The sequence below is a fragment of the Microbulbifer sp. JSM ZJ756 genome, assembly GCF_044383805.1.
GTDB lineage: Bacteria > Pseudomonadota > Gammaproteobacteria > Pseudomonadales > Cellvibrionaceae > Microbulbifer > Microbulbifer zhoushanensis.
This window is the reverse complement of record NZ_JBISER010000007.1, coordinates 112,184-138,564: the sequence shown is the minus strand read 5'-3', so window position 1 is coordinate 138,564 and position 26,381 is coordinate 112,184. Positions and strand designations below refer to the sequence as shown.

The 26,381-nt window shown below is 60.3% G+C and carries 19 protein-coding genes and 1 tRNA gene; 11 read left to right on the top strand and 9 right to left on the bottom strand.

Going from position 1 to position 26,381, the window contains the following annotated elements; all coding sequences use genetic code 11:
- Nucleotides 1-61: 61 nt before the first annotated feature.
- The 5 genes from ACH6CX_RS12615 to hisB form a co-directional block, all read right to left on the bottom strand.
- A complete protein-coding gene (locus tag ACH6CX_RS12615) occupies nt 62-1,036 on the bottom strand; it encodes an alpha/beta hydrolase (RefSeq protein ID WP_237061999.1) in 975 nt (324 codons plus the stop codon).
- Between the two features lie 673 nt (nt 1,037-1,709).
- Complete coding sequence (hisF, locus tag ACH6CX_RS12610; RefSeq protein ID WP_232939967.1) at nt 1,710-2,468, bottom strand: imidazole glycerol phosphate synthase subunit HisF; 759 nt, start codon at nt 2,466-2,468, stop codon at nt 1,710-1,712.
- A 23-nt stretch (nt 2,469-2,491) separates the two neighbouring features.
- Nucleotides 2,492-3,223 (bottom strand): 1-(5-phosphoribosyl)-5-[(5-phosphoribosylamino)methylideneamino]imidazole-4-carboxamide isomerase, encoded by a 732-nt coding sequence (gene hisA / locus ACH6CX_RS12605; protein ID WP_232939968.1) that lies wholly within the window; start codon nt 3,221-3,223, stop codon nt 2,492-2,494.
- Between the two features lie 128 nt (nt 3,224-3,351).
- A complete protein-coding gene (gene hisH / locus ACH6CX_RS12600; RefSeq protein WP_232939969.1) occupies nt 3,352-4,026 on the bottom strand; it encodes an imidazole glycerol phosphate synthase subunit HisH in 675 nt (224 codons plus the stop codon).
- A gap of 144 nt (nt 4,027-4,170) precedes the next feature.
- Complete coding sequence (gene hisB / locus ACH6CX_RS12595) at nt 4,171-4,758, bottom strand: imidazoleglycerol-phosphate dehydratase HisB (protein ID WP_334078447.1); 588 nt, start codon at nt 4,756-4,758, stop codon at nt 4,171-4,173.
- Nucleotides 4,759-4,867: 109 nt separating this feature from the next.
- Between hisB and ACH6CX_RS12590 the strand changes: the two genes are divergently transcribed.
- The 6 genes from ACH6CX_RS12590 to ACH6CX_RS12565 all read left to right on the top strand — a co-directional run bounded on the left by ACH6CX_RS12590 (nt 4,868) and on the right by ACH6CX_RS12565 (nt 12,142).
- Nucleotides 4,868-5,197 carry a hypothetical protein gene (locus ACH6CX_RS12590; RefSeq protein WP_232939971.1) on the top strand — a complete coding sequence of 110 codons (330 nt, stop codon included), beginning with the start codon at nt 4,868-4,870 and terminating at the stop codon, nt 5,195-5,197.
- A 223-nt stretch (nt 5,198-5,420) separates the two neighbouring features.
- Nucleotides 5,421-7,565 carry a TonB-dependent receptor gene (locus ACH6CX_RS12585; protein ID WP_396675509.1) on the top strand — a complete coding sequence of 715 codons (2,145 nt, stop codon included), beginning with the start codon at nt 5,421-5,423 and terminating at the stop codon, nt 7,563-7,565.
- Between the two features lie 185 nt (nt 7,566-7,750).
- The gene (locus tag ACH6CX_RS12580) at nt 7,751-9,796 is read left to right on the top strand and encodes an AsmA family protein (protein WP_396675508.1); all 2,046 of its coding nucleotides are present in this window, start codon (nt 7,751-7,753) and stop codon (nt 9,794-9,796) included.
- Between the two features lie 556 nt (nt 9,797-10,352).
- Nucleotides 10,353-11,462: an A/G-specific adenine glycosylase gene (gene mutY, locus ACH6CX_RS12575; protein WP_396675507.1), complete on the top strand. Its 1,110-nt coding sequence runs from the start codon at nt 10,353-10,355 to the stop codon at nt 11,460-11,462.
- Between the two features lie 142 nt (nt 11,463-11,604).
- Nucleotides 11,605-11,880, top strand: a complete 276-nt coding sequence (locus tag ACH6CX_RS12570) for an oxidative damage protection protein (RefSeq protein WP_232939975.1) — start codon at nt 11,605-11,607, stop codon at nt 11,878-11,880.
- Nucleotides 11,881-12,066: 186 nt separating this feature from the next.
- A tRNA-Phe gene (locus ACH6CX_RS12565) sits at nt 12,067-12,142 on the top strand.
- Nucleotides 12,143-12,532: 390 nt separating this feature from the next.
- Here the strand turns inward: ACH6CX_RS12565 and ACH6CX_RS12560 are convergent.
- From ACH6CX_RS12560 to ACH6CX_RS12545, 4 genes are all read right to left on the bottom strand, one after another.
- Entirely contained in the window at nt 12,533-12,886 is a 354-nt protein-coding gene (locus tag ACH6CX_RS12560) for a hypothetical protein (protein ID WP_237062010.1), read from the bottom strand.
- Nucleotides 12,887-12,934: 48 nt separating this feature from the next.
- On the bottom strand, nt 12,935-13,936 hold the full coding sequence (locus ACH6CX_RS12555; RefSeq protein ID WP_237062011.1) for a restriction endonuclease: 1,002 nt from the start codon (nt 13,934-13,936) through the stop codon (nt 12,935-12,937).
- Nucleotides 13,933-19,461 carry a DUF4011 domain-containing anti-phage protein Hhe gene (gene hhe / locus ACH6CX_RS12550; RefSeq protein WP_396675506.1) on the bottom strand — a complete coding sequence of 1,843 codons (5,529 nt, stop codon included), beginning with the start codon at nt 19,459-19,461 and terminating at the stop codon, nt 13,933-13,935. Before hhe ends, ACH6CX_RS12555 begins: the two co-directional genes overlap by 4 nt.
- A 123-nt stretch (nt 19,462-19,584) precedes the next feature.
- Nucleotides 19,585-20,028: a DUF4145 domain-containing protein gene (locus tag ACH6CX_RS12545; protein WP_237062013.1), complete on the bottom strand. Its 444-nt coding sequence runs from the start codon at nt 20,026-20,028 to the stop codon at nt 19,585-19,587.
- 361 nt (nt 20,029-20,389) lie between these two features.
- Here ACH6CX_RS12545 and ACH6CX_RS12540 point away from each other — a divergent pair, with 361 nt between their 5' ends.
- The 5 genes from ACH6CX_RS12540 to ACH6CX_RS12520 all read left to right on the top strand — a co-directional run bounded on the left by ACH6CX_RS12540 (nt 20,390) and on the right by ACH6CX_RS12520 (nt 26,330).
- Complete coding sequence (locus ACH6CX_RS12540; protein ID WP_237062015.1) at nt 20,390-21,328, top strand: DUF5655 domain-containing protein; 939 nt, start codon at nt 20,390-20,392, stop codon at nt 21,326-21,328.
- Between the two features lie 144 nt (nt 21,329-21,472).
- Nucleotides 21,473-21,928 (top strand): hypothetical protein, encoded by a 456-nt coding sequence (locus tag ACH6CX_RS12535; protein WP_396675505.1) that lies wholly within the window; start codon nt 21,473-21,475, stop codon nt 21,926-21,928.
- 158 nt (nt 21,929-22,086) lie between these two features.
- Entirely contained in the window at nt 22,087-22,521 is a 435-nt protein-coding gene (locus ACH6CX_RS12530; RefSeq protein WP_334078435.1) for a VOC family protein, read from the top strand.
- 634 nt (nt 22,522-23,155) lie between these two features.
- Complete coding sequence (locus ACH6CX_RS12525) at nt 23,156-23,791, top strand: hypothetical protein (RefSeq protein ID WP_396675504.1); 636 nt, start codon at nt 23,156-23,158, stop codon at nt 23,789-23,791.
- A 379-nt stretch (nt 23,792-24,170) separates the two neighbouring features.
- Nucleotides 24,171-26,330 carry a PKD domain-containing protein gene (locus ACH6CX_RS12520; RefSeq protein WP_396675503.1) on the top strand — a complete coding sequence of 720 codons (2,160 nt, stop codon included), beginning with the start codon at nt 24,171-24,173 and terminating at the stop codon, nt 26,328-26,330.
- Nucleotides 26,331-26,381: the final 51 nt, after the last annotated feature.

Here is a 26,381-nt window from a genome sequence, read left to right as displayed (position 1 = left end):
GGAACTCCTTTCCCCGGCGGGTTAACGGAAATATTTTACCGGCCCGACTATACCCTGTGGATTATTGCATTAACCAGTCGTCCAGCGCCGTGAGGATCTGGTGCCGGTAGGGCTGGGTCTCGTTGATCATCTGGTGGCGCGCGCCGCGGATAATCACCCGCTTGCTATTGGGGAAACGCGAGCGGATGGCACGCATGTTGTAGCGCCAGGAGACGGTCTCGTCACCGGTGCCCTGGATCACCAGGATGCGCTTCTCATTGACTGCGGTTTTGGGGAAGGTCTTCAGCCAGTCCACCATGGCCGCCAGCCAGCGCATGGACATCACCGGTGACTGCAGCGGGTCGCGGTGGGCCTGGCGGCGGGCGAACTCGGCATCGTGGGTATTGATATTGAAGCCGCGGTTGGGGGCCACCATAAAGAAGCGCCCCAGGTAGAACATCCACTTGCGCACATGCCAGCGCGCCGGGCGCACCAGCGGTGCCAGCAGCATGATTTTGTCGAACGGCTGCCAGCGGCTGTACTGCAGGTAGGCCAGCAGTGCCGCGCCGCCGGTGCTCTGCCCCATGGCATGCCAGGGGCCCGGGAGGCGGTCGCGGGCAATGTGCAGCAGCGCCCCCAGTACCTGCCGGTACTGCAGGAAGGAATCGATCGCCACCCGCTCGCCACTGGACAGGCCGTGGCCGGGGAAATCGAAGATCACCACGTTGTAGCCGCGCTCCAGCCCGAAGCGGATGGCGGCACCGTAGATACCGGTGTGGTCGAAATAACCGTGGCAGATAAACAGTGTGCCGCGGGGCTTTTCCAGCAGCCAGTACTGGGCCACCAGCTCGTAGCCGGCCACCTCGAAGGTGCCGACACCGGTCTTGCTCGCCTGGGGGAAATTCAGCTGGTAGAAGTTGCGGTATTCCTGCAGGGCCGGCAACAGCTCGCAGCCACTGAAGTCCAGCGGTGCCAGTTCGTTACGCAACGCCGAGAAGTCCGGTCGACTGAAGACCGGGCTGTGTTCAACGGCGGAGAATTCCTGCAATAGATCCATATTTCAATGGTACTGCATTTTGCCAGCGGGGGAATCCTGGCGTGTCACGGTAACGCCATGGTGCTATCGAGGAGGCCGGGGGGCGGGCGGACACAAGGTCCGCCCCTACGATTGGATTGGAGCCGGGGAAGGGTCTGCGGTTACCGCCGCCTTCCGAACACCGTAGGAGCGGCCGCTGGCCGCGATGATTCCGGGCCCAATACCGCAGGCACTGGTACAGGGCCATCTCATTGCCACCCGTAGGGGCGCACCTTGTGTGCGCCCTTGCAGGAGATGGCACCTCGGGCGGACACGAGGTCCGCCCCTACGACGGGATTGGAGCCGGGGAAGAGTCTGCGGTTACCGCCGCCTTCCGAACACGGTAGGAGCGGCCGCTGGCCGCGATAATTCCGGGCCCATTACCGCAGCCACCCGTAGGGGCGCACCTTGTGTGCGCCCTTGCAGGAGATGGCACCTCGGGCGGACACAAGGTCCGCCCCTACGACGGGATTGGAGCCAGGAAATCGTCTGCGGTTACCGCCGCCTTCCGAACACCGCAGGAGCGGCCGCTGGCCGCGATGATTCCGGGCCCATTACCGCAGCCACCCGTAGGGGCGCACCTTGTGTGCGCCCTTGCAGGAGATGGCACCTCGGGCGGACACGAGGTCCGCCCCTACATGGACCGGGGTTGGAATTAGAGCCGCATCTCGATGCCGGCGTCGTGCATATATTGCTTGGCCTCGGCGATGGTGTATTCGCCGAAGTGGAAGATGCTGGCTGCCAGTACCGCGTCGGCACCGCCCTCGAGCACACCGTCGGCCAGGTGCTGCAGGTTGCCGACGCCGCCGGAGGCGATCACCGGTACCGGCACCGCGTCGGACACGGCGCGGGTCAGGGCCAGGTCGAAGCCGTTCTTGGTGCCGTCGCGATCCATGCTGGTGAGCAGGATTTCCCCGGCGCCCAGGCCGGCCATTTTCTTCGCCCACTCCACCGCATCGATACCGGTGGGCTTGCGGCCGCCGTGGGTGAAAATCTCCCACTTGCTGTGTCCCACCTGCTTGGCATCGATGGCGACCACGATGCACTGGCGGCCGAAACGCTCGGCGGCCTCGCGCACGAACTCGGGGTTTTTCACCGCGGCGGAATTGATGGCGGTCTTGTCGGCGCCGGCGTTCAGCAGGTTGCGGATATCCTGGATGGTGCGCACACCCCCACCGACGGTGAGCGGGATAAACACCTGCGAGGCCATCTGCTCCACGGTGTGCAGCATGGTGTCGCGGCCCTCGTGGGTGGCGGTGATATCGAGGAAGGTAATCTCGTCCGCACCCGCCTCGTTGTAGCGCCGGGCGATTTCCACCGGGTCGCCGGCATCGCGAATATCGACAAAGTTAACGCCCTTCACCACGCGGCCGGCATCGACGTCCAGGCAGGGGATGATTCGTTTGGCGAGCATATGACTTACCCCTCTCTAATCCCTTACTGGCCCCACTCGTCACAGAGTTTCTGTGCCGCGCCCAGGTCCAGCTTGTCCTCGTAGATGGCGCGGCCGGTAATGGCCCCGTAGATATCCCTCGCTTCCAGCAGCTGCTCGATATCCTCGATGGAGCTGACCCCGCCGGAGGCGATGATCGGCACCTTCACCGCGTGGGCCAGTTCCAGCGTGGCCGGGATATTCACCCCCTGCATCATGCCGTCACGGGCGATATCGGTGTAGACGATGGCGCTCACGCCGCAGTCCTCGAAGCGTTTCGCCATCTCGGTGGCCTTCTGGTCGGACACCTGGGCCCAGCCCTCGGTGGCCACCAGGCCGTCCTTCGCATCCAGGCCGACAATGATGTGGCCCTCGAACTCGCGGCAGGCTTCCTTCACCAGCTCCGGGTTCTTGACCGCAGCGGTGCCGATAATGGCCCAGGTCACGCCCGCGTCCAGGTAGCGCTCGATGGTGGGCAGGTCACGGATACCGCCGCCGATCTGTACCGGCAGGTCCGGGAAGGCCTTCGCGATTGCATTCACCGCCTCGCCGTTGACCGGGTTGCCGGCAAAGGCACCGTTCAGGTCCACCAGGTGCAGGCGACGCGCGCCCTGGTCCACCCAGTGCTGCGCGGTGGCCAGCGGATCGTCGGAGAATACGGTGGCATCGTCCATTTCGCCCTGGCGCAGGCGCACGCACTGGCCGTCTTTCAGGTCGATCGCGGGAATTACAATCATGGTCAGTCTTTCTGTTGGCGGTGTATCAAATTGTGTGATCGCTGTAGGAGCGGCCCATGGCCGCGACAGCCCCGGGCATTCAGCAAGCCGGGATCGCGACCATGGGCCGCTCCTACACGGTAATGTGGTTAAACCCTGCCGTTCCAGGCAGTGAAATTCTTCAGCAGCCGCAGGCCGCTGTCGGCGCTCTTCTCCGGGTGGAACTGGGTGGCGAAGATATTCTCCCGGGCCACGGCGGCGGCCAGGGACACGCCGTACTCGGCCTGGCCGGCAATATCCGGGTTGTTTTCCGCTGGCACAACGCCCGCGGCGGAGGCCTCAGCGGGTACATAGTAACTGTGGACAAAGTAAAAGCGGCTGCCGTCCTCGATCCCGTTCCACAGCGGGTGCGCCTGCTTCTGCCACACCTGGTTCCAGCCCATATGCGGGACCTTTAACCGTTCACCCCCATGCCGGAGATCAGTGCCGAAAAACTTCACCGGCTCGGGGAATATGCCCAGGCAGTCGACCCCGTTATTTTCCTCGCTGCGCTGCATCATGATCTGCATGCCCACGCAGATGCCCAGCACCGGCAGGCCGGAACCGATGGCGTCCTTGAGCAGCGGCGCGAAACCGGCATCGGTAAAGCCCGCCATGCAGTCGCGGATGGCACCCACGCCGGGCACCAGCAGGCGGTCGGCACCCGTGGCCTGTTCCGGCGTGGTGGCCAGCACCACCTCATCGCCGGGCGCCACCTTCTGCAGCGCACTGGCCACCGAGTGCAGGTTGCCCATGCCGTAATCGAGTACTGCGATTTTCTGCACCGATATTCTCCTGTGACCGCGGCCCCGCGCAGCAGCGCGAGGGCCGGGAAAGCAAAGGGGCAGATTACGCCGATGCCGGTGACCCGGATCAGCGCTGCCCGTACCTGCGCCCGCCGGCGCAGTGAATCCTCGAGCGGGCGGCCGTTACAGCACACCCTTGGTAGACGGCATGGTACCCGCCATGCGCGGGTCCTCTGCCAGCGCCATGCGCAGGGCGCGGCCGAAGGCCTTGAACACTGTCTCCACCTGGTGGTGGGCGTTGTGGCCGCGCAGGCAGTCGATATGCAGGGTCACCAGCGCGTGGTTCACGAAGCCCTGGAAGAACTCGTAGAACAGCTCGGTATCGAAGTTGCCGATGCGCTTCTGGGTGAACGGGACATTCATCACCAGGCCCGGGCGGCCGGAGAAGTCGATCACTACCCGTGAGAGCGCCTCGTCCAGGGGCACATAGGCGTGGCCGTAGCGGGTCATGCCCTTCTTGTCGCCGATCGCCTCGGCGATGGCCTTACCCAGGGTGATGCCGATGTCCTCCACCGTGTGGTGGTCATCGATATGGACGTCGCCGTCGCAGGTGATATCCAGGTCGATCATGCCGTGGCGGGCAATCTGGTCGAGCATATGCTCGAGGAAGGGCACCCCGGTATCGAACTTGCCGTTGCCCTGGCCATCCAGGTCCAGGCTGACCTTGATCTTGGTTTCCAGGGTGTCGCGATTGACGCTGGCCTTGCGCATAAGCGTTACGGTCCTTATATGATGCGTTGCAGTGCCTGTATAGAGCACTTCAGGAACAGAGGCGCGAATTATAGAGAAGAACGCCGCCGCTGTGGCCGGATAGTGTCAGATGAAACTTGATTCATGCGGTGTGGTGGATATGATACCAGCCATGAACACCCGCTCACGCCATAAGTCCAACCTGTGGACCGCCCTGTTGCTGCTGATGGCCCTGCTGTCAGCACAGCCGGTATTGGCCGAGCATATCCACTTCGTGGACCCGTCGCATGAGCTGTGCGATGTGTGCTTCCACCAGATGTCCGCCGCGGCGGGCAGTGAATACCGGGCCATTATGCCGGCCCCGGTCACCCACTACCTGCGCCAGAGCGCCCCGGTCCCCGGCGACAGCCAGCCCGAGCGCCAGACCGCCCGCGCACCCCCAGCCTCCCTGTCCCACTAAAACCGATCGATCCGGCGGCCCGACCGTCGCACAACTGTGCGCGTGGCCTGCCACCCGGACCACAGAATTACCGTTTCGGCGCAGTGTCGCCGTAAGCCTGTGACTCCGGGAAGGAACCGCGGCGCCCGCGCGCGCCGCACAATCGAACAGGAATTCCGGCGATGCGCGCCCGCGCCCCAGGTGGCAGCCCGCGTGCACGCCCATGAGACAGGTATAACAACTGATGTATAAGTCCAACAAACTGGCGCTGGCCGTAGCCGGCGCGCTGACCGTATCCGCCACTTTCGCCCAGGCCCAGCAGCAGGGCCAGGCCAGCTCCGCACTGGAAGAGGTGAACGTCACCGTCTCCCCGCTGGACAAGCCTGCCGACGCCGTGGCCGCCCCGGTGTCGGTGCTGGCCGGCGACGAGCTGCGCGACAGGGCCGCCGCCACCCTGGGCGACACCCTCAAAGACGAACTGGGCGTGGCCAACGCCTCCTTCGGCGGCGGCGTGGGCCTGCCGGTGATCCGCGGCCAGTCCGCCAACCGGGTGAAGGTCCTGAACGACAACCTGGACGTGGCCGACGCCTCCAACACCAGCTCCGACCACGCCAGCAGCGTGGAGGCCCTGCTGGCGAAGCGCATCGAGATCCTGCGCGGCCCGGCCGCCCTGCGCTACGGCAGCGGCGCCATCGGCGGCGTGGTGAACGTGATCGACGGCCGCATTCCCACCGAGGTACCGGAGCAGCTGGAGGGCGCCCTGGAAATGCGCCACGACACCGGCAACGAACAGGATGCCGGCGTCTTCCGCCTGGGCGGCGGTGCGGGCCAGCTGGCCTGGTACCTGGACGGCACCTACCGCGAGAACGGCGACACCCAGATCCCCGGCCTGGCCATCCGCCACCACGAGGAAGAACACGGCGCGCACGAAGAGGAAGCCCTCGCCGGCGAACCGCACGCCGAAGAGGAGGAGTTCAACACCGATGGCTTCGTCGGCAACACCAGCGGCCGCGGCCACAGCTACAGCGGCGGTGCCTCGTGGATTACCGACAGCGGCTTTATCGGCCTGTCGGTGAACCAGACCGGCAAGAACTACGGCATCCCCTTCGGCACCCATGCGCATGAGGAAGAAGTGCACGCGGGCGAGACCGCCGAGGAGCACGCAGCCCACGCCGGTGAGGAAGAGGGCCCGGAGGCGGTGCGTATCGCCATGGAGCAGACCCGCTACGACCTGAAAGGCGAGCACCGCTTCGACGACGACTACTGGGACAAGCTCAGCGTGCGCCTGGGCCACAACGACTACGAGCACGTGGAACTGGAAGAGGGCGAACCCGGCACCCGCTTTACCAACGACGCCTGGGAAAGCCGCATCGAGCTGACCCACGACGACGGTGGCGCCTGGCGCGGCGCCTACGGCCTGCAGCTGTCCGACAAGGACTTCTCCGCCATCGGCGACGAGGCCTTTATCCAGCCCTCCAACACCCGCAGCGCCGGCGCCTTTGTGATGAAGGAGCGCAGCTGGGCCGACTGGCACCTGGACCTGGGCGGCCGCCTGGAGCGGGTGGAAGTGAGCCCGGAAACCGGCAGCGACCGCGACTTCAGCCTGGTCAGCGCCAGCGGTGCCATCCAGTACTTCCTGGCGGAGCACCAGCACGTGAGCCTGGGCCTCACCAGCGCCGAGCGCGCGCCGGTGGCCGAGGAGCTGTACGCCAACGGCGCCCACCTGGCGGAATCCCGCTTTATCCTCGGCAACGCCGACCTGGATACCGAAAACTCCATCAACTGGGAGCTGGGCTACCACCACCACAACGAGGAGGCCAGCGGCTGGCACGCCGCGCGGGTGGAGGCCAACCTGTTCTACAACCAGGTGAGCGACTACATCTACGCCCAGAACACCGGCCAGGAAGACCTGGAGAGCGAGTTCCCCATCTACGCCTACGCCAACCGCGACGCCACCTTCTACGGCGCCGAGGCCTCGGTGAAATTCCCGCTGGCGGGCGGCCACTTCCTCACCCTGTTCGGCGACAGCGTGCGTGCGCAGTTCGATGACACCCTGGTCCCAGGTGAAAGCCGCGACGTGCCGCGCATGCCGCCGCTGCGCACCGGCCTGGCCCTGGGCGGCGACTACAGCCAGTGGAACTGGGAATGGCGCACCACCCACGCCTTTGACCAGGACCGCCCGGGCGCCTTCGAGGAAGAGACCGACGGCTACACCCGCATGGACCTGACCGCGCGCTACAACATCAACGTGGGCGGCAGCGATGCGGTGCTGTTCGCCAGCGCCCGCAACCTGCTGGACGAGGAGATCCGCAACTCCACCTCACTGCTGCGCGACTTCGCCCCCGAGGCGGGCCGCAGCCTGGAAGCTGGCGTTAGGTTTATTTTCTAAGCGATCACGCTTTTTCCCCTCATTTCCCCACCTTTGCGGTTCCGTCATATGCGGCGGAACCGTTTTTTCCTACAATTGCCCAACCGTATGAAGAAGTACGCGCAGCGGCGACGGTGCGGCGCCAGTGCGTGGCGCCTCCCGCAGCCCGCTGCCAGCCACAGAAAATAACAGGGATCACCCACTCCATGGCCTGGATCAAGAACACACTGATATTCCTGCTGATCGTCCTCCTGCTGCTGGCCGGTGCCGCCGCCTGGCTGCTGGGGGGCATCGACATCAATCGCTACAAGCCGCAGCTGGAGCAGATGGCCGCCAAGCAGGGCGTGGCCCTGCAGCTGGACGGCGATATCGGCTGGCAGATCTGGCCCAGCCTGGCGCTGGAGCTGGAAGGCGTGCAGCTGGCGCCGCTGCCGGTGCCGGACCAGCCGCTGGTGAAGGCCGACCGCATCGCCGTGGGCGTGGCGGTCATGCCGCTGCTGAAAAAGCGCATCGAGGCACAGGAAATCGTCCTGCTGGGCCCGCAGATCGACCTGCGCGTGGACGAGTCCGGCAAGGGCAACTGGGAGTTGCTGACCGAGGCCATGGAGGCCAAGCGCGAGGCCGAGGCCGAGGAACCGCCGCAGCTGGAAGTGGAGCCCGAGAAAGGACCCGGCGCCCAGGACCTGAAACTGGCGCTGGAGAAGCTGCGCATCGAGGACGGCGTGATCCGCTATGCCGATGCCAAGGCCAAGACCGAATACACCGTGGAGAAACTCAGCGTCTCTGCCGACAACCTGGTGCCCGGCGGCGATGCCGGCCAGGTGCAGGCCACTGCCGAAGTCAGCGGCAGCGCGCTGAAACAGCCGGTAACCCTGGATATCGACAGCACCCTGGCAGTGGACGAGGGCCTCAACGGCCTGCGCCTGCAGCCGTTTGAATTCCGTGCCAAGAGCGGCGCGGCCGCTGCCAGGCTCTACCTGCGCGGCCACGTGCGCCGCAGCGCCGACGACCAGCCCTGGCAGCTGCAGTTCACCATGAACGCCGAGGCCAACCCGCTGCGGCCGTGGCTGGAAGTCACCGGCACCGAGCTGGTGACCCAGAGCGGCTCCGCGCTGCAGAAGTTCAGCATGGAAACCAACGTCGAGGGCACCGAGAAAGAGATCAAGCTGACCCCGCTGCAGCTGCAGCTGGACGAGACCGTGTTCTCCGGCAGCGGCCAGCTGCGCAACGCCGAGATCCCCGGCATCGACCTGACCCTGCGCGGCGGCGCCCTGGTACTGGACGACTACCTGCCGCCGCCCTCGCCACAGGAAGAAGAGCAACCCGAGCAGGAAGCCCCGCCCGCCGAGCCGGTTGAGCTGCCGCTCACCGCCATGCGCGGCTTCACCGCCAATATCGAGCTGGCCCTGGAGCGCCTCAACGCCCTGGAGCTGCAGCTGGACGCCCCGCTGCTGCGCCTCAATATCGACAACGGCCTGTACCAGCTGCAGGAACTGAGCGCCGATATCTACGACGGCGAGTTCAGCACCAACGGCCAGTTCAACGCCCGTGGCCAGACCGCCACCGGCCAGGTCACCGGCGGCCTGGTGGGCGTGGAGATCTCCAAGGTGCAGCAGGTGCTGTTCCCCAGCGACCGGGTGCAGGTCTCCGGCAAGTCCACCATCAACTGGGCCGCCCAGACCAAGGGCAAGACCGACCAGGACCTGCAGAAAAACCTGCGCGCCGCGGTACAGGTATCCAGCGAGCAGCTGGCCCTGGCGCCGTTCAACCTGGAAAAGGGCATGTGCCAGCTGGTGAGCTTCGTCGAGAAGACCCCGCTGTCACAGCAGGAATGGCCCGCCCAGACCCGCCTGCAGGACCTGCGGGTGAACATCAAGGTTGAGGGCGACCAGGTGAAGGTGCAGGAAATCCTCGCCGGGGTGGAGAACATCGCGCTGACCGGTGACGGTGAAGTGGACCTGGAAAAGGCCGACTTCGACTTCGCCCTGGGCCTGTCCCTGGTGGGCCAGCGCACCTCCGCCAGCGGCTGCAGCGTGCAGAACGACCGCTGGCGCAACCGCCCGCTGCCCCTGCGCTGCAAGGACAGCTTCGCCGACGCCGGCATCGGCAGCTGTAAACCCGACAGCCGCCGCACCGACGACCTGCTGCGCGACGAACTGAAGTACAAGGCCGAGAAAAAGTACGGCGACAAGGTCAAAGAAAAAGTCGACGACCTGAAAGACAAATTCAAGGGCCTCTTCGACCGCAACTGATCCCCTCAGCCCAGCCTACAAAAAGGCCCCCACCCGGGGCCTTTTTCTTTCCCCGTTCGTATCCCCCGTAGGGGCGCACCTCGTGTGCGCCCTGCTCACCGCAGACACAAGGGCGGATACAAGATCCGCCCCTACAACCCCGCGACGGACCAACGCCGCCCCCTGTAGGAGCGGCCCATGGCCGCGACCCAACCCAATCAATGCACCACACCCGTAGGGGCGCACCTTGTGTGCGCCCAACCACCCGCAGGCACAAGCCCGAATACAAGATCCGCCCCCCAGGAAACCTTACACACCCCGTAGGAGCGGCCCATGGCCGCGACCCAACCCAATCAATGCGCCACACCCGTAGGGGCGCACCTTGTGTGCGCCCAACCACCCGCAGGCACAAGCCCGAATACAAGATCCGCCCCCCAGGAAACCTTACACACCCCGTAGGAGCGGCCGCTGGCCGCGACCCACCACAGACACAACCCCCAACCTCTGCCCCAAGCCAACCCCCCACCACCTCTGATAAACTCCCCAAACCCGCAGCAACCCCACACCACCACCCGCGATGTCCCCAACCCAATTCCACCAGGCCGTCCTCAAATGGTTCGACCGACACGGCCGCAAGGACCTGCCCTGGCAACAGGACATCAACCCCTACCGGGTGTGGGTATCGGAAATCATGCTGCAGCAGACCCAGGTCACCGCCGTCATCCCCTACTTCCAGCGCTTCATGGCCAGCTTCCCCACCCTGGCAGACCTGGCCAGCGCCTCCCAGGACCGGGTCCTGGCCCACTGGAGCGGCCTGGGCTACTACGCCCGCGCCCGCAACCTGCACAAATGCGCGCAGACGGTGATGGAAGAACACGGGGGGGAATTCCCCCGGGACGTGGAGGCACTGGCCAGCCTGCCCGGCATCGGCCGCTCCACCGCCGGCGCCATCGCCAGCATCAGCATGGGCATCAACGCCCCCATCCTGGACGGCAACGTGAAACGCGTACTGGCCCGCTTCCACGCCGTGGACGGCTGGCCCGGCCAGACCAAGGTGGCCAACGAACTCTGGGCCCTGGCCGAGGGCTACACACCCAGCAAGCGCTGCAACGACTACACCCAGGCCATGATGGACCTGGGCGCCACCGTCTGTACCCGCAGCAGGCCCCGCTGCGATGCCTGCCCCCTGGCCAGCGACTGCGTCGCCCGCGCCCAGGGCAACCCCCAGGACTACCCGGGCAAGAAGCCCAAGAAGGAAAAGCCGGTGCGCCTGGCCACCATGCTGCTGCTCGAGTGCGACGGCGACCTCTACCTGCAACAGCGCCCGCCCAGCGGCATCTGGGGCGGCCTGTGGGTACCGCCGCAGCTGGAGGGCGACGACGGCGGGGAGGCCAGCGCCCAGGAATGGCTGGCCGCGCGGGATATCGACCCCAGCCAGGTACAGCCGCTGCCCCCCATGCGCCACACCTTCACCCACTTCCACCTGGACATCAGCCCGGTATGGATCCAGCTGGCCAGCCGGAGTCAGCTGGAGGCCGGCCGGGTGACAGAGCCCGGCGGCGACTGGTATAAACTGCGCCAGCTCAACCGCCCCAGGGCGGCACAGGACCTGGGCCTGCCGGCCCCGATCGCCAAACTGGCCAAACAACTGGACGCCTTCCGCGCCCCCTTGTTAGAGCCTATGTAACGCGCCACAACGCCGTAGGAGCGGCCCATGGCCGCGATCAAACCAGATCGAGGCACTGACCCGTAAGAGCGGCCGCTGGCTGCGATAACCGACGGACGCCACGGCCACGGCAAAACCAAACAACCCAACCCCGGAGACCAACATGTCCAGAACCGTATTCTGTCGCAAATACCAACAGGAACTCGAAGGCCTGGACGCGCCCCCCATGCCCGGCCCCAAAGGCCAGGACATCTTCGAGAACGTCTCCAAAAAGGCCTGGCAGGAATGGCTGGCCCACCAGACCATGCTCATCAACGAAAAGCGCCTCAACATGATGGAACCCTCCACCCGCGCCTACCTGGCGGAGCAGATGCAGAAGTTCCTGAGCGGCGAAAGCTACGACGCCGCCGAAGGCTACGTCCCACCGGAAGAGCAGTAAGCGAATCAGCGGGGAGCAGCTAGACTGGAAGGCGGGCGCTCACACCCACCTACCGCCCCTCAGGCGGCCAAATAGTGAGCACTCGCTAACCGGAAAAACTATTGTGCAATCAAGGGGTTGACTCTCCCCGCCAGAGCGGGTTTAATACGCGCCTCGCGACGCAGGGGAAGCCCCGCAAACAGCGAAGCCCGGATAGCTCAGTCGGTAGAGCAGGGGATTGAAAATCCCCGTGTCGGTGGTTCGATTCCGCCTCCGGGCACCATAAAACAAAGCCCCGTCCTCACGGACGGGGCTTTTTTTATGCTTGGTGTCTGGCGGGGGATGAGAACCACCGATGTGGTTCGACCAGACGCGACAGCGTCTAGCAACGAGCGCCCAGCGCGAAGCCCGCGAGGGTCGTAACAGCCCTTAGACTGTTACGATTCTTCCGGCTCCAGAGACCGGATGGGACCCACCGCGGTTCGACAAATTGCGCGGGCAATTTGAAACGAGCGCAACGTGCGAAGCCCGGAGGGTCATAACAGCCCATAGGCTGTTCCGATTCTTCCGCCACACCACTGCACTCACGGCCCTCTAGGGGCTATTATGTGGAGGAAGCTCTAGAGCTTTTAGCAAAAATGCTTCGATACGACAGAATACCATTTTTGATCCTCTAATAACGAAAACTCCAACTGATAGCTGAATCGATACCATATTCGGCGAGCTTAGTTTTTGCCGCCTCGAAACCAACCGCCTTACCTTCATGAAGCTCAGCAATATTCAGCCCCTCTGGAGTCAAAAAGCATAGAAATTTATTAAGCTCTTTGATTCTTAATTTTTCATTCCTGAAACGCTTACTATCCGAATAAAAATCAAATTGATCTGGCACAGACGTAATTTCGAAATGCACAGAACTATCGAGATCCAGGCATGACGAATCGACCTTACCGCTGACCGAGGCGTAAGCATTGAAATATGCCTGGCTCACCCGAAAGGCGACTTCAGAAATTTTTACTCTATCCATCACTTAATCAGTACTCCGTCCATACGACTAAGGCATCTATAGAAACTACCTCTATTCTGCTGGCCAATAAAGACGGATCATGGGCATTAAAGCCCTTCCTTCAAGATCGAAATTCTCATAATGAGCCACCACAAGATCGGCCAAGTCATCCATGTCAACTAATGTCACCGGCATGGTCGCGCGCTCAGCTTCGTAACGCGCATCCTTAGTGAAACCACCGGTACTGAGGTAAAGACCGGTGTCACCTTCACGGAGCGCACCGAGAAAACTTCGAAGCTGCTGAGCACCCATGCTTCCTTCACGATGCTTTACTTCGACTTTGATCCGCGGCTGAGTAAGTCCTAAGCCATCAGGGGAGGCCAGCACGTCGACACCACGGTCTGGTCCCTTGGGTGAAACCTTGGTCTTGTAGCCCATGGCTCGAAGCACGGCCGCAGCCATTTCCTCCATCTCCTCCGGTCCAAGCGACTGTAACTTGTCTTTGATTAGTTCGTGACTCTGTGAAACAACTTGGTCTTTCAGGTCAACTACTTCATCACCAGCACCCTCAGATGCCGCAGGCTCTGGCGGGCGGCCAGACAGTGCCCCCTCAAGCTCGTTAATCACTTCCTGATTGAGTGAGAAGAGCGTGAGAGTGGAACCGAGGGAGTTTTTGGTCTTGGTGCTGAGCAGATCTCGTGACACTTCACCACGCCAATGAACCCGGTGGACTTGAGCAAAGCCTTCTTCACCTTCATCGGGTGGACAATACTCGTACTCTGACCTCACAGTGCCAATGAGATACTTGCGGGTCTCAGAGCTGTAGGTGATCGCCACGTTACCTTCACGAACTTCGTCCCGAAATTTTCGGAGCATGGCAACGGCGTTATTGGTTTGACTGGGCTTGGCGTTCCCATATTCCGCAATATAGGCCTCACGCAGAGCATCGATATTCGCATACTGAGTGAGATCACCCAGAGCATTCCAACCTATGGCTACTTTGCCTTCAGCAAACTCTTCAAAATACTTACCGCCACGCCCCGCACGGACCATCCAGCCATTGATATCACTCATACTTGATCCAGCTCCTCTAGCTCATATCCATTGATTAGGGCAAAGACCGCATTTAGGAAACGCCTCCCTTCTTCCGGTTCTGTCCCTTCACGTAAATATCCAGGAATTACCTCCAGGAATTCAGACTTGCTTGTTGGCTCAAACTCCAGAAACGCCTCGAGCATTGCCGGGCGGAGCAGACGGCGTTCCTCAGGTGTATCTGGCAGATCCGCCCTGATCATCTCACGATCAAGCTTGAGCAACGCCTCTCGTAGATCAATCTCTTCCTCTAACGCACCATCCAAAACAAGTTCAGCTTGCACAGACTCTGACGAGTTTGACCTTTCGGGTAACGAATCGTCGAAGAGTCCAGGCTGTTCATCCTCAAGCTGCCGAACGTCAGCACCTTTCTCTTCTTCTACGTGCGGAGCGGTAGCGGGCTCACTTTTCAGCTCATGCAGCTCACGTACGATTGGCTGCAATTCGCCATGCGGATTTTTGAACCAATCTGTCGACCAGATTCGGCGAATTTTCCAACCAAGTCGTTCGAGAATGCTTTGCCGTAAGCGGTCCCTGTCCCTGGCCGACTTAGCTGAATGGTAAGTGGCGCCATCACATTCTATGCCCATAAGGTACTTGCCGGGATTGCCCGGATCGAGTACGCCAATGTCAATAAAGAATCCATCCACACCGACTTGCGGGACACACTCAAAGCCTTCGTCCCGCAGCATATTCATTACAGCCACTTCGAAGTCACTGTCAGGCCCTCGACCGGATATTTCTTCGGTAGGTACGAGCATGCCGCGCTCGCAATAGCGGAGAAACTCCTTCAGAGACTTCACACCACGCCTTGATCCGGATCCGACGACGACGTCATCAGAATCCAAGGAACTGAAGATCTGCATCCGCTTACGAGAGCGTGTGAAGAGTACATTCAGCCGGCGCCAGCCCGTATCGGAGTTGATCGGTCCAAATCGCTGATGTGGCCTCGCCCCTGGTTCCGCTGGGCCGTAGGTCATTGAGATCAGGATGACATCGCGCTCATCACCCTGGACATTTTCCAGGTTTTTGACGAACAGACCTTCCTCACCAGCTTGATTCGCAGCAAGTTTTTCGCCGAAATGCGCGTCTTCTTTGGCCAGTGTTTCTAGGGAATCCTCGATTAGGCGTTTCTGCTCGGCATTCATTGCAACAATGCCGATAGTTTCATTGGCGCAAGACAATAAGTGCCGACGAACAGCGGCAGTGATTGCTTGGGCTTCCTTGATATTCTTGCGCCCTACAAAACACCCACCTTTAATCCGCTGATATTGGATTCCGTACTGTGGCGACTCTTTATGAGGCGAGGGGAAGAGCACTAAGTTGCTCTCGTAAAAAGACGCATTTGAAAAAGCAATAAGGCTCTCGTGCTGCGAGCGATAATGCCAGCGCAGGCGGCGCGCAGGGAACATCGGTAAGGTCGCATCAAGAATACTCTCAGATTCCTCCAGGCCAGTTGGATCCTCAGCGTCGTCATCGACAAGCTTATCGAAGAAGCTGGTGGGGGGAAGCTGCTTTGGGTCACCCACGACCACCAGCTGCGCGCCCCGGGCAACCGCACCCAAAGCATCCTGTGGACGAATCTGCGAAGCTTCATCCATTACGATCAAGTCGAAGGATACTTCGCCAGGCTCAAGATACTGGGACACCGACATAGGGCCCATCATAAAGCAGGGTTTCAATGCGCTGAGGGCGCCACTGGCACGGCGCACCAGCTGGCGAATCGGGATATGTCGGGTCTTCTTGCTGATCTCACGCTCGAGAAGTACTCTTTCTGTCCGATCACTGGCGCGACCATCTTGGCCCGCAGGCACCTTGACGCGGTCGATTTTCCAAGCCAGCTGCTCTCGCTGTAAATCCAGCAGCTTTTTGTCGCACTCCCTGAACTGCTGTTGCAGCGCGGCCTGTGAATGGCCGGAAAAGCGGGCTAGTTCAGGATCTAATGAAAGGGCAGCTTTTGCCAAGGCTTGATAAACACCAGCTTTCAGCGCAAGGTCAAGCTGATCGATGGATAGCTCACCATCGATTACCGATTTCGCCAACGCTTCCAGACCACTGGCCGCCATCAGCTCACTCTCTCGAATAAAGCTGAGCCAACTGTCGATCCACTCCGGCTGACGCAATGCGACGTCGTTCTTGGCGATCAACCCGTCGAAAGCATTGCCGAAGTGAGATGTCCACTGTTTGAGGTTGAGGCTCACTAAGCGATCAAATGCGCTCTTTGTATTCTCATATACCTCTAGGGCAGCGTTGCCATGCTGTTGAAATTGCGCGAGTAGGTCGAAGGACTCTGCGCGCGGATTGCTGTAGATAAACTCTCGCACCCCGCTACTGGGGATAGCGGTAGCTATTTGAGCCGACAGCCTCAAAGTAGTCTCAAGCCTTCTCAGACTCTGTTGCGCGTTAACTTCGCGGCCGATGGCCAGTTCAAAAGCGCCACCAAAATAGCGTTGATCGAGATCCAGTTGCTGCCAAGTTTGTACTTTGCTATGTAGCGTTGAAATCGACTGCAGGAGGTCTTGCAGCGCTTTTATCGTCAGATTTCCATCAGCGGCTCCGGAGCCGCAATCTCGCAAGGCAGCTTCTGTTTTTTCCTGCAAATCGCGATAAATACTATTCGCACCGCGCAACGTAATATTTTCCTTGTGCAGGCGCGCTGCGGGTTTGTATAAGGTTCTTAACCAGTCAATATCCGTCTTGATCCTGGTAATCTGCTCCGGCACCTTTTTACGGGCTAGCTCGCGTATCGCCTTCATAGTGCCACTCGTCATAGCGAGAATGGCGTCGCCGACAGCGGCCTGCGGTCCAAAGCCGATACCGTACACATCACGCACGTGCTTGTACCACTTGCGCAAGGCAATCAGGGCCTCGTCGTCGGTATCCAGACCCTCAAAACGTGCCCTTAACCTGTGCTGATACTTTTTGTTCTGCTCCAACTGCATTAGTCGGTCGCGAAAAGTCGCGAGTTCTTCGAGCTTTGCAGCGGCAATATTTATGCTGCTAGAGCTGTGTATAAAGAACGCCTTGACTGTTTTACGAGCAGTGCGCCACTCACCACTAAACCAGCGGAATAGTCCACCGGACTGCAAAGTGCACTGGAGCTTGCGAAGCTCTTCCGCACCCGGTGCTTGTTCGATCTGGTATAGCTTCTCGAGGCCCGCTCTCTGTGCACGCAGTTCCTTCAGCTCACTCGCAAGCGCTGGCAGCAGCTGATCCAAGTCTTCTTCTTCAAACAGATCATCTCTCTGGCTGCTATAGGTACTGTCGAGTGCCGCGACCAGCTCAATAGCCTGCTTGAGCTGCACAAGGCCATCGGGAGTATTCACTTCCCAGCTTGCGGCGCCACTACCCAACGCGGATTTCACTTGCCCCAGAGGCTCTTCCATCCAGCCGAGCGTCTCTTCCGCTGTCGCCATGCGCTGGAGGCCATCGCGCAATTGGTGTAGCGGTACGTCCTCGACAACCAACTCCCCAAGTGCTTTGCCACCTTTGTGGGCCTTATCCGCCAGCGCCGGATCATCCAGCAACTCTGCTGGAACTACTTTCGATAGCTCTGCGAAATTACGCTGTATCGCACTGGTTAGCTCAAAATATTCCCGAGTCGCCTTGTACAATTCGCCGCGGAGCTTTGGTAAGGGCTCGAGTACCTCATCTCCGCTGAGCTCCGGCAACGCGTCTATAGCCGTGAGTAGCTCGCGCGTATCCTCAGGGCTTTCAGCGAGTTCAGCCATATCACAGCCAAACTGAGCAGCGTAGTCTGCTAGCAGCTGTTGCAGGTCTTGGATGGATTGCTGCCAATCGCCCAACGACTGTTGCACCGCGGGATATTCGAAGGCTTGCAGGCTGGTGTTGTTGATGCCGCACCAGGGATGTTGCTCAAGCGTTGCATCTTCACCCAGTTGATTCGCTATTGCGTGATATACGTTGCGATATTTGCTGGTCAGATTGAGCTGTTGGCGTTGCTCTAGCGCTGTATAGCTCGCCGCATTGAAGTCTTTCGGGCGGTAGGCCTCGGCATCCTGGGCTAATTCCGTTCGATAGCGTGTGGCGGCAGTAAAGATCTCATGCAGACTCTTGCCCGTCTGTTGCCAAGGCTTGTTTACTTTTTCGGCGTAACTGGACAGCGCGACTTTCAATTGCTCATAGTGCTGGATTTCCAGCTCGATATCCTTGGGAGCCCGGAAGCGCCGGTGCTTTTGCAGGCGGCGGCTTATATCGTCGAGCAGTTTGCGCTTCTGGGTTTTGTGACTGTGCAGCTCGAGGACAAAGTCACCGAGTCCCGCCGCATCGAGGCGGCTGCGTACCACTTCCAGCGCGGCCAGCTTTTCCGCCACGAACAGCACCTTCTTGCCTTGCCCCATGGCGGCGGCGATCAAGTTGGTAATGGTTTGCGATTTGCCAGTGCCCGGTGGCCCCTCAATCACCAAGTTTTTACCATCGATCGCATCGACCAACGCGCTGTGCTGGGAGCTATCCGCCTCACTGATCAGCGGATAGTTGTCATGGACATTGGCCAGCTCGTCGATCGGGTGTTCTTCTTCAAAGCCAAACTCACTGTCGCGCTCCTGCTCGGATTGCTGCAGCCCCGACAGGAAACGGGAGACGAGGGCATGATCGAGGAGAGAGGCATCTTCCGGCCAGCGATCGGGATCCAGATCGAGATACATCAGCAATTTGCTGAAGTTGAGCAGCGCCAGGGAGATGTAGCGCCGCACACGCCAGCGGGGCTGAGTCTCGTCGATCAGCTCCTGCACGCGCGCGAAGTAATCTTCCGGTGTCGTCGTTTCATCCAGCTCCGGCAGTGCTAGTCCGAAGTCCTGCCGCAGCTTCTCCCGCAGCGACAGGTTGGGAATCAAGTCCTCACCGGAATAGGTCAAAGTATATTCGTAGGTGCCGGCCTGGCGATTGAGCGTGCCCTTGCGCAGTTTTACCGGCACCAAAAATAGGGGCGCCGGGCGCACCGCATCGCTGTCATTGGATTCATACCAGTCGAGGAAGCCGCACGCCAGATACAGGATATTGGTGCCCATTTCCTGAATGGCGGATTCGGCGCTTTGCAACAAGGTCTTGAGGCGCGCCTCCATCTCATAGGGATAAAACAGCGTCTGGATGGCATCGTCGGTATGCTTGTCGGGCGCAGCCGTTTCCTCAGAGCCGGGGAACGGCATCTCGTAACTGGTGGATAATCCCAGATGCTTGGCCCACTCTTCCGCGGTCGGGCTCTTACGCAGCTCCTCTAGCTTGCGCGTTTCCTCATCCCAGCGCAGATAGCCGGCATCTATCAGTTCCCGCTCTTTGGGTTCCGGCACCGCCTGAAAGCGCAGCTCCTTGCCATCCAGCAATTGGCTCACCAGCTGATCGGGCAATTCGTCGATAACGCGCAGGCTGCCACCCTTAGTGTGGCGGAAGTTGATCAAGCGGTTTCTGGCCGTGAGATCCAGCAGGCGCGTGCGCAAGTTCTCTAGCGCCTGTAGGGCTTTCTGATCTTCGGTGGAGGAGACCGTCATATTCAAACCTAACTCGATGCGCGGCTTGCCTGGAAGCAAGCGTTCTTATAGTTATTGCGAATCTCGCAGTTACAGTGATTAAGCCAAATAACAACTGGACTCAACCACTAGGATAAGTAGTATTCAGACTACTGCCGCCTTCTTAATGCGCGGTTTGCTTGTGGCTTTCTTCGCGGCCTCAGCGAACGTGGCTGCAGCTTCACGTTCTTTTTGGATACTGGCCATCAGTTCGCTAGCGGGTTCATCGTTTGGATCCTTGGATATGAACTCGTGATTGACTTCGTTACCGACCACACGGATGGCATGGCAGGTTTCTACCTCTTCCCTGTCGAGCTCAACTTCATCGCGAATTTTGCGCAATAACTCATGCTGGCTAGTGCGCTCCTCCAGCTGGATACCCAGGCTGCTGGCGATATCTTGTGCAGTTGCTTCGCCTAGTTGGCGCAGTTTGAGAAGGGTGGTGTTTGGATCGGCTATAAATGCCTGCTCTGCAGTCGTGGCAAGCTGGAGCAACAGCGATTCGTGCTGTTTCAGGAAGCTGAAGTTGGGTGATTGTTTTTTATTCATATCGAGAACGACTGACCACATCCCCAAAGTCAGTCCGCAGTCCCCCATCCCCGTAGATTCTTATTCTGCCCTGGTATCTACAAACCCATCAGAACCAGTAAATGTCCCTTCTAATCCTAGAAGTTGACCAACGCCACATGGTACTTAGGGCGGCAACTGGGAGCAATAACGTGACATAGTTCTCATCAAAATAATTTGTACATCTTGATCATAAATCAACCAACCCCTCTTTGCAGACAGTTTTAGAAGGCTGGCTGGTTAAGCATTAAGCTAACTATTTGCGCTACCTATGAACAAGGGCCGTAGCAGTCACAGCTATCGGTTGATAAATTAGCGAGTGACTCTTGGGATTGATGGGGCTATGAGCGATATCAAACTATTTGCACTTCAAAGTGACGCTGTTATCGAACTGCCAGGTTCAGCAGCACCACTAGAACGGGATCTTCAGGAAAAGATCGAAGCCCACATGCTCGCGTTCCTCGGTGTTCACTTCTTAGCCAGTGAATACAGTACCGGCAAGACACACAAAGGCCGCATTGATTCCCTGGGCCTCGACGAAAATGGCTGCCCAGTCATCATCGAATATAAGCGTAACAAGAACGAGAACGTGATCAACCAGGGACTCTTCTATCTCGATTGGCTACTGGATCACCAAGCAGAGTTCAAATGGCTGGTGATGGAGAAGCTTGGAAAAGATAACGCTGAAAATATTGAGTGGTCCGGAACGCGCTTGATTTGCATCGCATCCGATTTTAATCGATTCGATGAACACGCAGTACAGCAAATAAACCGTAATATCGAGCTGATGCGCTATCGGTACTTTGGTAACGAACTGTTGCTCTTAGAGCTTGTGAATGCCCACAGTGCGAACCAGGTGATTGCGAGCACGACACCTGCCGCGGTCACGACAACGGAGCCAAGTACGAAGCACCGTGGTCCAGACAAGGGGCAGGCCGAAAGATTGGCAGATGCTCCTGATTCGCTGATAAAACTCTATGAAGAAATCTGTCAATTTGCCGAACAGCTTGGTGATGAGGTTCAGCGGAAGGAGGTGAAGCTTTATACGGCATTCAAGAGAATCAAAAATTTCGCTTCTGTGCTGGTAGTGCACGGTAATAGTGACCCGCGATTGGTAATTTACCTCAAGCTTCCCGGTGAGCAAGCGGATGAATATCCGAATGCCCGAAACGTAACCAATATCGGTCACTGGGCTACCGGTGACTTTGAGTTGGTTGTCAGGGAACCAGCGGAATTAGAGCTTGCCAAAGAGCTGATTGCTAGAAGTTACGAACGCAGCTAACAGCGGCCATTCAGCTCTAATTAAGGTTGAATTCCGTAACCTCCGCCACAAGCTTCATTCGTATGGCAGCTGTGGCATTGCACTGAGCTGTAATTACGAATAGTTATAAAATTTTACGTTCCTCCAACCATAAGGAGCCTGACTATGAAGAAGGCACTCCCCTACCTGGTAACAAGTCTGGTTCTCTCTGCCCCGGCCCTGGCCCAGCAGCCCGAGGCTGCCGGCAAGGAGATGAAGGAAACCAAGATCCCCGCAGAAGCCCAGGCCCGCATGGACGAGAAGCGCGCCATGGCTGAAGAGAAGCAGATGATGGCGGAGCAGAAGCGTCTGCAGGCCAAGGAGAAGGCCGCGGTCTCAGAGGAGAAGCGTCTGACCGCCGAGGAGAAGAAGGCCATGGCGGAGCACAAGCGCATGATGGCCGAAAAGAAGGCTGACATGGCACACGAAGGGCACATGGAGGACGCCAAGGACAACAAGGGCATGGCCAAGCAGGCCGCGAAGAAGGCCGGGCAGGAGCGCAAGGAACTCGGCAAGGGCTCCGAGCAGGGCCAGGCCGCCCGCGAGGAGAACAGCAAGAAGTGGTGGCAGTTCTGGAAGTAAGCGCCACTTGACCCCGGGGGCCGCCGCACTGGCGGCCCTTTGCCTTGGTGGGGGTAGTCATCACCCCCACTACACTCTCTTTACTGCCTTTACTCTCTTTTCCTTCCCCTGCCTCGCCGTGCATACTTTCTCCACGCTGTAACTGCTGAGGATGCACCATGCAACTGACTCCCTTTCACCTGGCCATCCAGGTCCGCGATATTCCCGAGGCGCGGGATTTCTATGGCACCAAGATGGGCTTTGCCGAGGGCCGCAGCTCGGACCAGTGGGTGGACTGGAACTTCTTCGGGCACCAGCTGGTGACGCACCTGAACCCGGCCATCGGCCGCGACGGCCAGGTGCCGGCCATTGCCAACCATGTGGACGGCCATGGCGTGCCGGTGCCGCACTTCGGTGTGGTGTTGCCGTTCGACCAGTGGCAGGCGTTTGCCGAGCGGGCACGGGGTTTTGTGGACGCGTTTGTGATTGAGCCCTATATCCGCTTTGCGGGGCAGCCTGGGGAGCAGGGCACCATGTTCTTTATGGACCCCAGTGGCAATGCGCTGGAGTTCAAGGGCTTCCGGGATATTGAGGGGGAGTTGTTTGCCAAGTGACTTGCCTGCTGGCAATTACCTGGTCGTTGGCCGGCCGCGCCTTCAGTCCCCAATAGGCCTTTAACCTTATGGTGTTCCGGGGTGCCGGCCTGCGTTGGTGTCCCGGCCCAGCGACAGGACGACGCGGGGGCCGACCCGTCGTCCCTGCACCCACGCTCGCTCTATATTACCTGTCATAAATTAACTGCCCCCACCTACCTTAATTTTTCAGCCGACATCACTTTCTTCGCTTCTGCTTCATCGCCTGTAACTGGTACGCCCAGAGGGATATTGAGCCGCCAATGGCCTGAATTTAGCCCTATTGGGCTATTTACGGTTTGTGTGCCAGTCGGCACTTTGTAGGTGTTCACCGTAACCGTGAGCAGACAGGAGGTTTACGGGACAGGGAAGTTCACATTTAAGGTAATGGATTGCCTTCACTCAGGGCGACGCTGTGCTTTGGCCGGTTAGCCTCTGTTCACTGTTGCAGCGTTGCAGCCCGCTTGTTCGGCCCATTCACTCTTCTCTTCGGGCTTACCCCTCCCGCCTGGAAAGCTCCGCCTGTGCTGCGCCTGCTTTTTCGGCCCCTGGCCGAGAGCAACGGCCAGAAGCGGAGTTTTAAATACGCTTACTAATAAAGTTTGGGGAAACAAGTATGACCTTGAAGGGCATCAATTCCGTACTGTTGTCAGCGGCAATCCTTTTCAGTGGCGCGGCGGCCGCGCAGCCGCCTGCCGAGCCCGGTCCCGCCGCGGGCGGTGGCGGGCAGCTGGCCGAACTGTACGACGCTATCGAGGCGCTCTCTGCACGGGTGGCAGAGCTGGAGGCCGAGGCCGGTGTCAACATGAGTCTCGCCGACCTTATGTCCGGCAGCACTTATCGCATGTACTGGAAAGACAGCGAGGTGGGCGCGGGCTGGACCACTGTCGGCATGGGTACTGGGCAGGTTGTGCTGAATTCCGACGGCACCTTCGCCTATCCGCAATACCTGAAGGCGAAGCAGAACAACGGCACAGAGCTGAACGAAACCTGGTCCTACGATACCTGGGGCGACCTGTCGGTGCTGGGGGAATGGGTTGTCGACGAGGCCAGCTCTTCACTGGAGCTGCAGTTCTATGGCGATGACGGTGTCTATACCCCGGGTGAGGATATGCGCTACTGGTACCAGGTATCCCACGACGGCACAGTGCTGATGTCTTGGGTGCTGGATGACAATGTCGATGCCGGTTACTTCTTTACCGAGTATGTGGCCGGTCTGCGCGTGCATGACAGCGCTTCGCTGCACCAGTAAGCATATCGGCACATGAAGTAGTGTGAGCTGAAAGGCGCACTGCTGCCCCCCCCAAAGCCCCATCTTCATCGGTGGGGCTTTTTATTTTACGTGTGGTCTGGCCGCTGTCGGTTCGGATTCGGCACCTTGTTTCTTTTTGCGGTACAGCGGTTCTTTTCCTGTTTCCCGTCCCGGTTCTAACTGCGTCACATTTCCTGGCACGCAGATCAACTTTTTAACTTTTGTCTATCTCGACAGCTTCCGCGTCGCCGCGCATATGATCCGCCCCGGCGATTTGGCCAGTGCTTCAACAGCCCGCCGCTGTGCAGGTTGCTAACTTGGTGCGCGCACCGCACCAATTGGAGGCGGTGCTTTGAAAATAAAATCGAGGAAATCGAGTATGCACAGCGATAAGAGAAATAAATGCGTGCTGTTCGGCGCGGCGATGCTGGCATCGTCCCTGGCCTTCGGGCAGCAATGCCAGAGTCCCACTCCCGTATGGGAAGACAATTTCGACGGTACCGCCCTGGACACCACCAAGTGGGAGCCGATGATCGGCGACGGCTGCACCTACGGGATCTGCGGCTGGGGCAACAACGAGCTGCAGTATTACCAGGCCGAGAATGCCGTAGTGGAAAATGGCATTCTCACCATTACCGCGCGCAAGGAGCGGGTGAAGAGCAAGGGCTATACCTCCGCGCGCCTGCGCACCGCCAACATGCCCAACGGCGGCGAGTGGACCAACGGCCGCTTCGAGGCGCGCATCAAGCTGCCGGACGGCGCCGGCATGTGGCCCGCCTTCTGGATGCTGCCCACTGATCCCGCCGAAGGCTGGCCCATCAGTGGCGAGATCGACATCATGGAGTCCACCGGCCAGGCGGACGAGTATGTGTCCGGCACCCTGCACTACGGCCAGCCCTACCCGGACAATTCCTTTACCGGCAACCGGCTGCTGACCCAGCCCGAGCCCTGGTCGGCCGACTTCCACACCTACGCGCTGGAGTGGGAGCCGAACGAGATGCGCTGGTATGTGGACGACCAGCTGTACGCCACCCTCACGCCCCAGGATCTGACCGATTCCTCCTACTGGACCTTCGAGGATTACCAGTACCATTTCCTGCTGAACATGGCGGTGGGCGGCAACCTGGGCGGCCCGGTGGATGACTCGGCGCTGCCGCAGACCATGCAGGTGGATTACGTGCGCGTGTACGACCAGGGCCAGCCGGCCATCACTGGCGACCGCATTGTGGAGAACGGCTCCACCACCACCTATTCCGTGGCCGGTACCGTGGGCGGCAACCGGGGCTTCAGCTGGAGCCTGCCTGCCGATGCCACGCTGGTCTCCGGTGCCGGCAGTGACACCATCACCGTGCAGTGGGGCAGCAACGGCGGCGATGTGGCGGTAAGCGTGAGCGACAGCTGCGGCAGCGCCGACCTGAGCCTGCCGGTGTACGTGGCGCCGAAGCTGGTGCAGGAGCAGGTGCTGGATGACTTCGAGGCGAACCGCCAGCTGGCCTACACCACCATCGACGGCACCTTTGTGCAGGACGCGGCCAACCCGGCTCCGGACGCCACCAATGGTTCCTCCACTGTGGCCATGTATACCCGTAATGCATCGGCGCAGTATGACGTGATCATCGCCGACACCAACGCCATCCCCGATGCGGACCCGTTCGTGGCCGGCAACAAGGCGTTCTATATGGACGTGTACACCACCGCCGCCCCGGGCACGCAGATCCTGGTGCAGCTGGAGGACAGCTCCACGGCCACCGCCACCAACTACCCCACCGGCCGGCATTCCAAGTACGCCGCCTACGTGGGCGAGGAGAGTGGCTGGCAGCGGCTGAAGTTTGAGCTGGATGACCGCATCGACGGCGGCACGCCGGCCAATGCGGTGGACAGCCTGGTGATCCTGTTCGACCCGAACACGTTCAATGGCGACACCTATTACTGGGACAATTTCGATATCTACGGCCTGGACGGCAGCAGCAACCAGGCACCCGTTGCCAGCGGCAGCGGCAGCTGTGACGGGCTGGGCTGCAGCTTCGACGGCAGCGCCAGCACCGATGCGGACGGTTCCATCATTAGCTACGCCTGGGACTTCGGTGACGGCAACAACGGCAGCGGGGTTGCGCCTTCCCATACCTATGCTGTGGGCGGTACCTACACCGTCACCCTGACGGTCACCGACGACCAGGGTGCCACCGACCAGGACAGCTTCGATGTCACCGCCAGCGACGGCGCGGCGGCCACCACCATGTATGTCTCCAGCGTGGTGACCGGCACCCAGTCCGCCGGCCGCGGCCAGAAGTACGCCACCGCCACCGTCACCGTGCTGGACGACCTGGGCCGCGGCGTGGGTGGCGTGACGGTGACCGGCAACTTCAGCGGCACCATCACCGAGACCGGCGCCACCGCCACCACCGATGCCAGCGGCATTGCGACGGTGGTGAGCTCCGCCAGCGCCGGCGGTAATGTACAGGTAGGCTTCTGCGTGAGCGACCTGGCCGGCGGCAACCTGAGCCACGACACCAGCGCCAGTGCGGGGCTGTGCCAGTAACGGCTGGCCGATAGGGGCGGGCCCTGTGTCCGCCCGTGTAAAAAAATAAAA

Coding starts and splice junctions, on each gene's coding strand:
- ACH6CX_RS12615 (WP_237061999.1), bottom strand. CDS start 1,036: ATGGATCTATTGCAGGAATTCTCCGCCGTTGAACACAGCCCGGTCTTC.
- hisF (WP_232939967.1), bottom strand. CDS start 2,468: ATGCTCGCCAAACGAATCATCCCCTGCCTGGACGTCGATGCCGGCCGC.
- hisA (WP_232939968.1), bottom strand. CDS start 3,223: ATGATTGTAATTCCCGCGATCGACCTGAAAGACGGCCAGTGCGTGCGC.
- hisB (WP_334078447.1), bottom strand. CDS start 4,758: ATGCGCAAGGCCAGCGTCAATCGCGACACCCTGGAAACCAAGATCAAG.
- ACH6CX_RS12590 (WP_232939971.1), top strand. CDS start 4,868: ATGAAACTTGATTCATGCGGTGTGGTGGATATGATACCAGCCATGAAC.
- ACH6CX_RS12585 (WP_396675509.1), top strand. CDS start 5,421: ATGTATAAGTCCAACAAACTGGCGCTGGCCGTAGCCGGCGCGCTGACC.
- ACH6CX_RS12580 (WP_396675508.1), top strand. CDS start 7,751: ATGGCCTGGATCAAGAACACACTGATATTCCTGCTGATCGTCCTCCTG.
- mutY (WP_396675507.1), top strand. CDS start 10,353: ATGTCCCCAACCCAATTCCACCAGGCCGTCCTCAAATGGTTCGACCGA.
- ACH6CX_RS12570 (WP_232939975.1), top strand. CDS start 11,605: ATGTCCAGAACCGTATTCTGTCGCAAATACCAACAGGAACTCGAAGGC.
- ACH6CX_RS12555 (WP_237062011.1), bottom strand. CDS start 13,936: ATGAGTGATATCAATGGCTGGATGGTCCGTGCGGGGCGTGGCGGTAAG.
- hhe (WP_396675506.1), bottom strand. CDS start 19,461: ATGACGGTCTCCTCCACCGAAGATCAGAAAGCCCTACAGGCGCTAGAG.
- ACH6CX_RS12545 (WP_237062013.1), bottom strand. CDS start 20,028: ATGAATAAAAAACAATCACCCAACTTCAGCTTCCTGAAACAGCACGAA.
- ACH6CX_RS12540 (WP_237062015.1), top strand. CDS start 20,390: ATGAGCGATATCAAACTATTTGCACTTCAAAGTGACGCTGTTATCGAA.
- ACH6CX_RS12535 (WP_396675505.1), top strand. CDS start 21,473: ATGAAGAAGGCACTCCCCTACCTGGTAACAAGTCTGGTTCTCTCTGCC.
- ACH6CX_RS12530 (WP_334078435.1), top strand. CDS start 22,087: ATGCAACTGACTCCCTTTCACCTGGCCATCCAGGTCCGCGATATTCCC.
- ACH6CX_RS12525 (WP_396675504.1), top strand. CDS start 23,156: ATGACCTTGAAGGGCATCAATTCCGTACTGTTGTCAGCGGCAATCCTT.
- ACH6CX_RS12520 (WP_396675503.1), top strand. CDS start 24,171: ATGCACAGCGATAAGAGAAATAAATGCGTGCTGTTCGGCGCGGCGATG.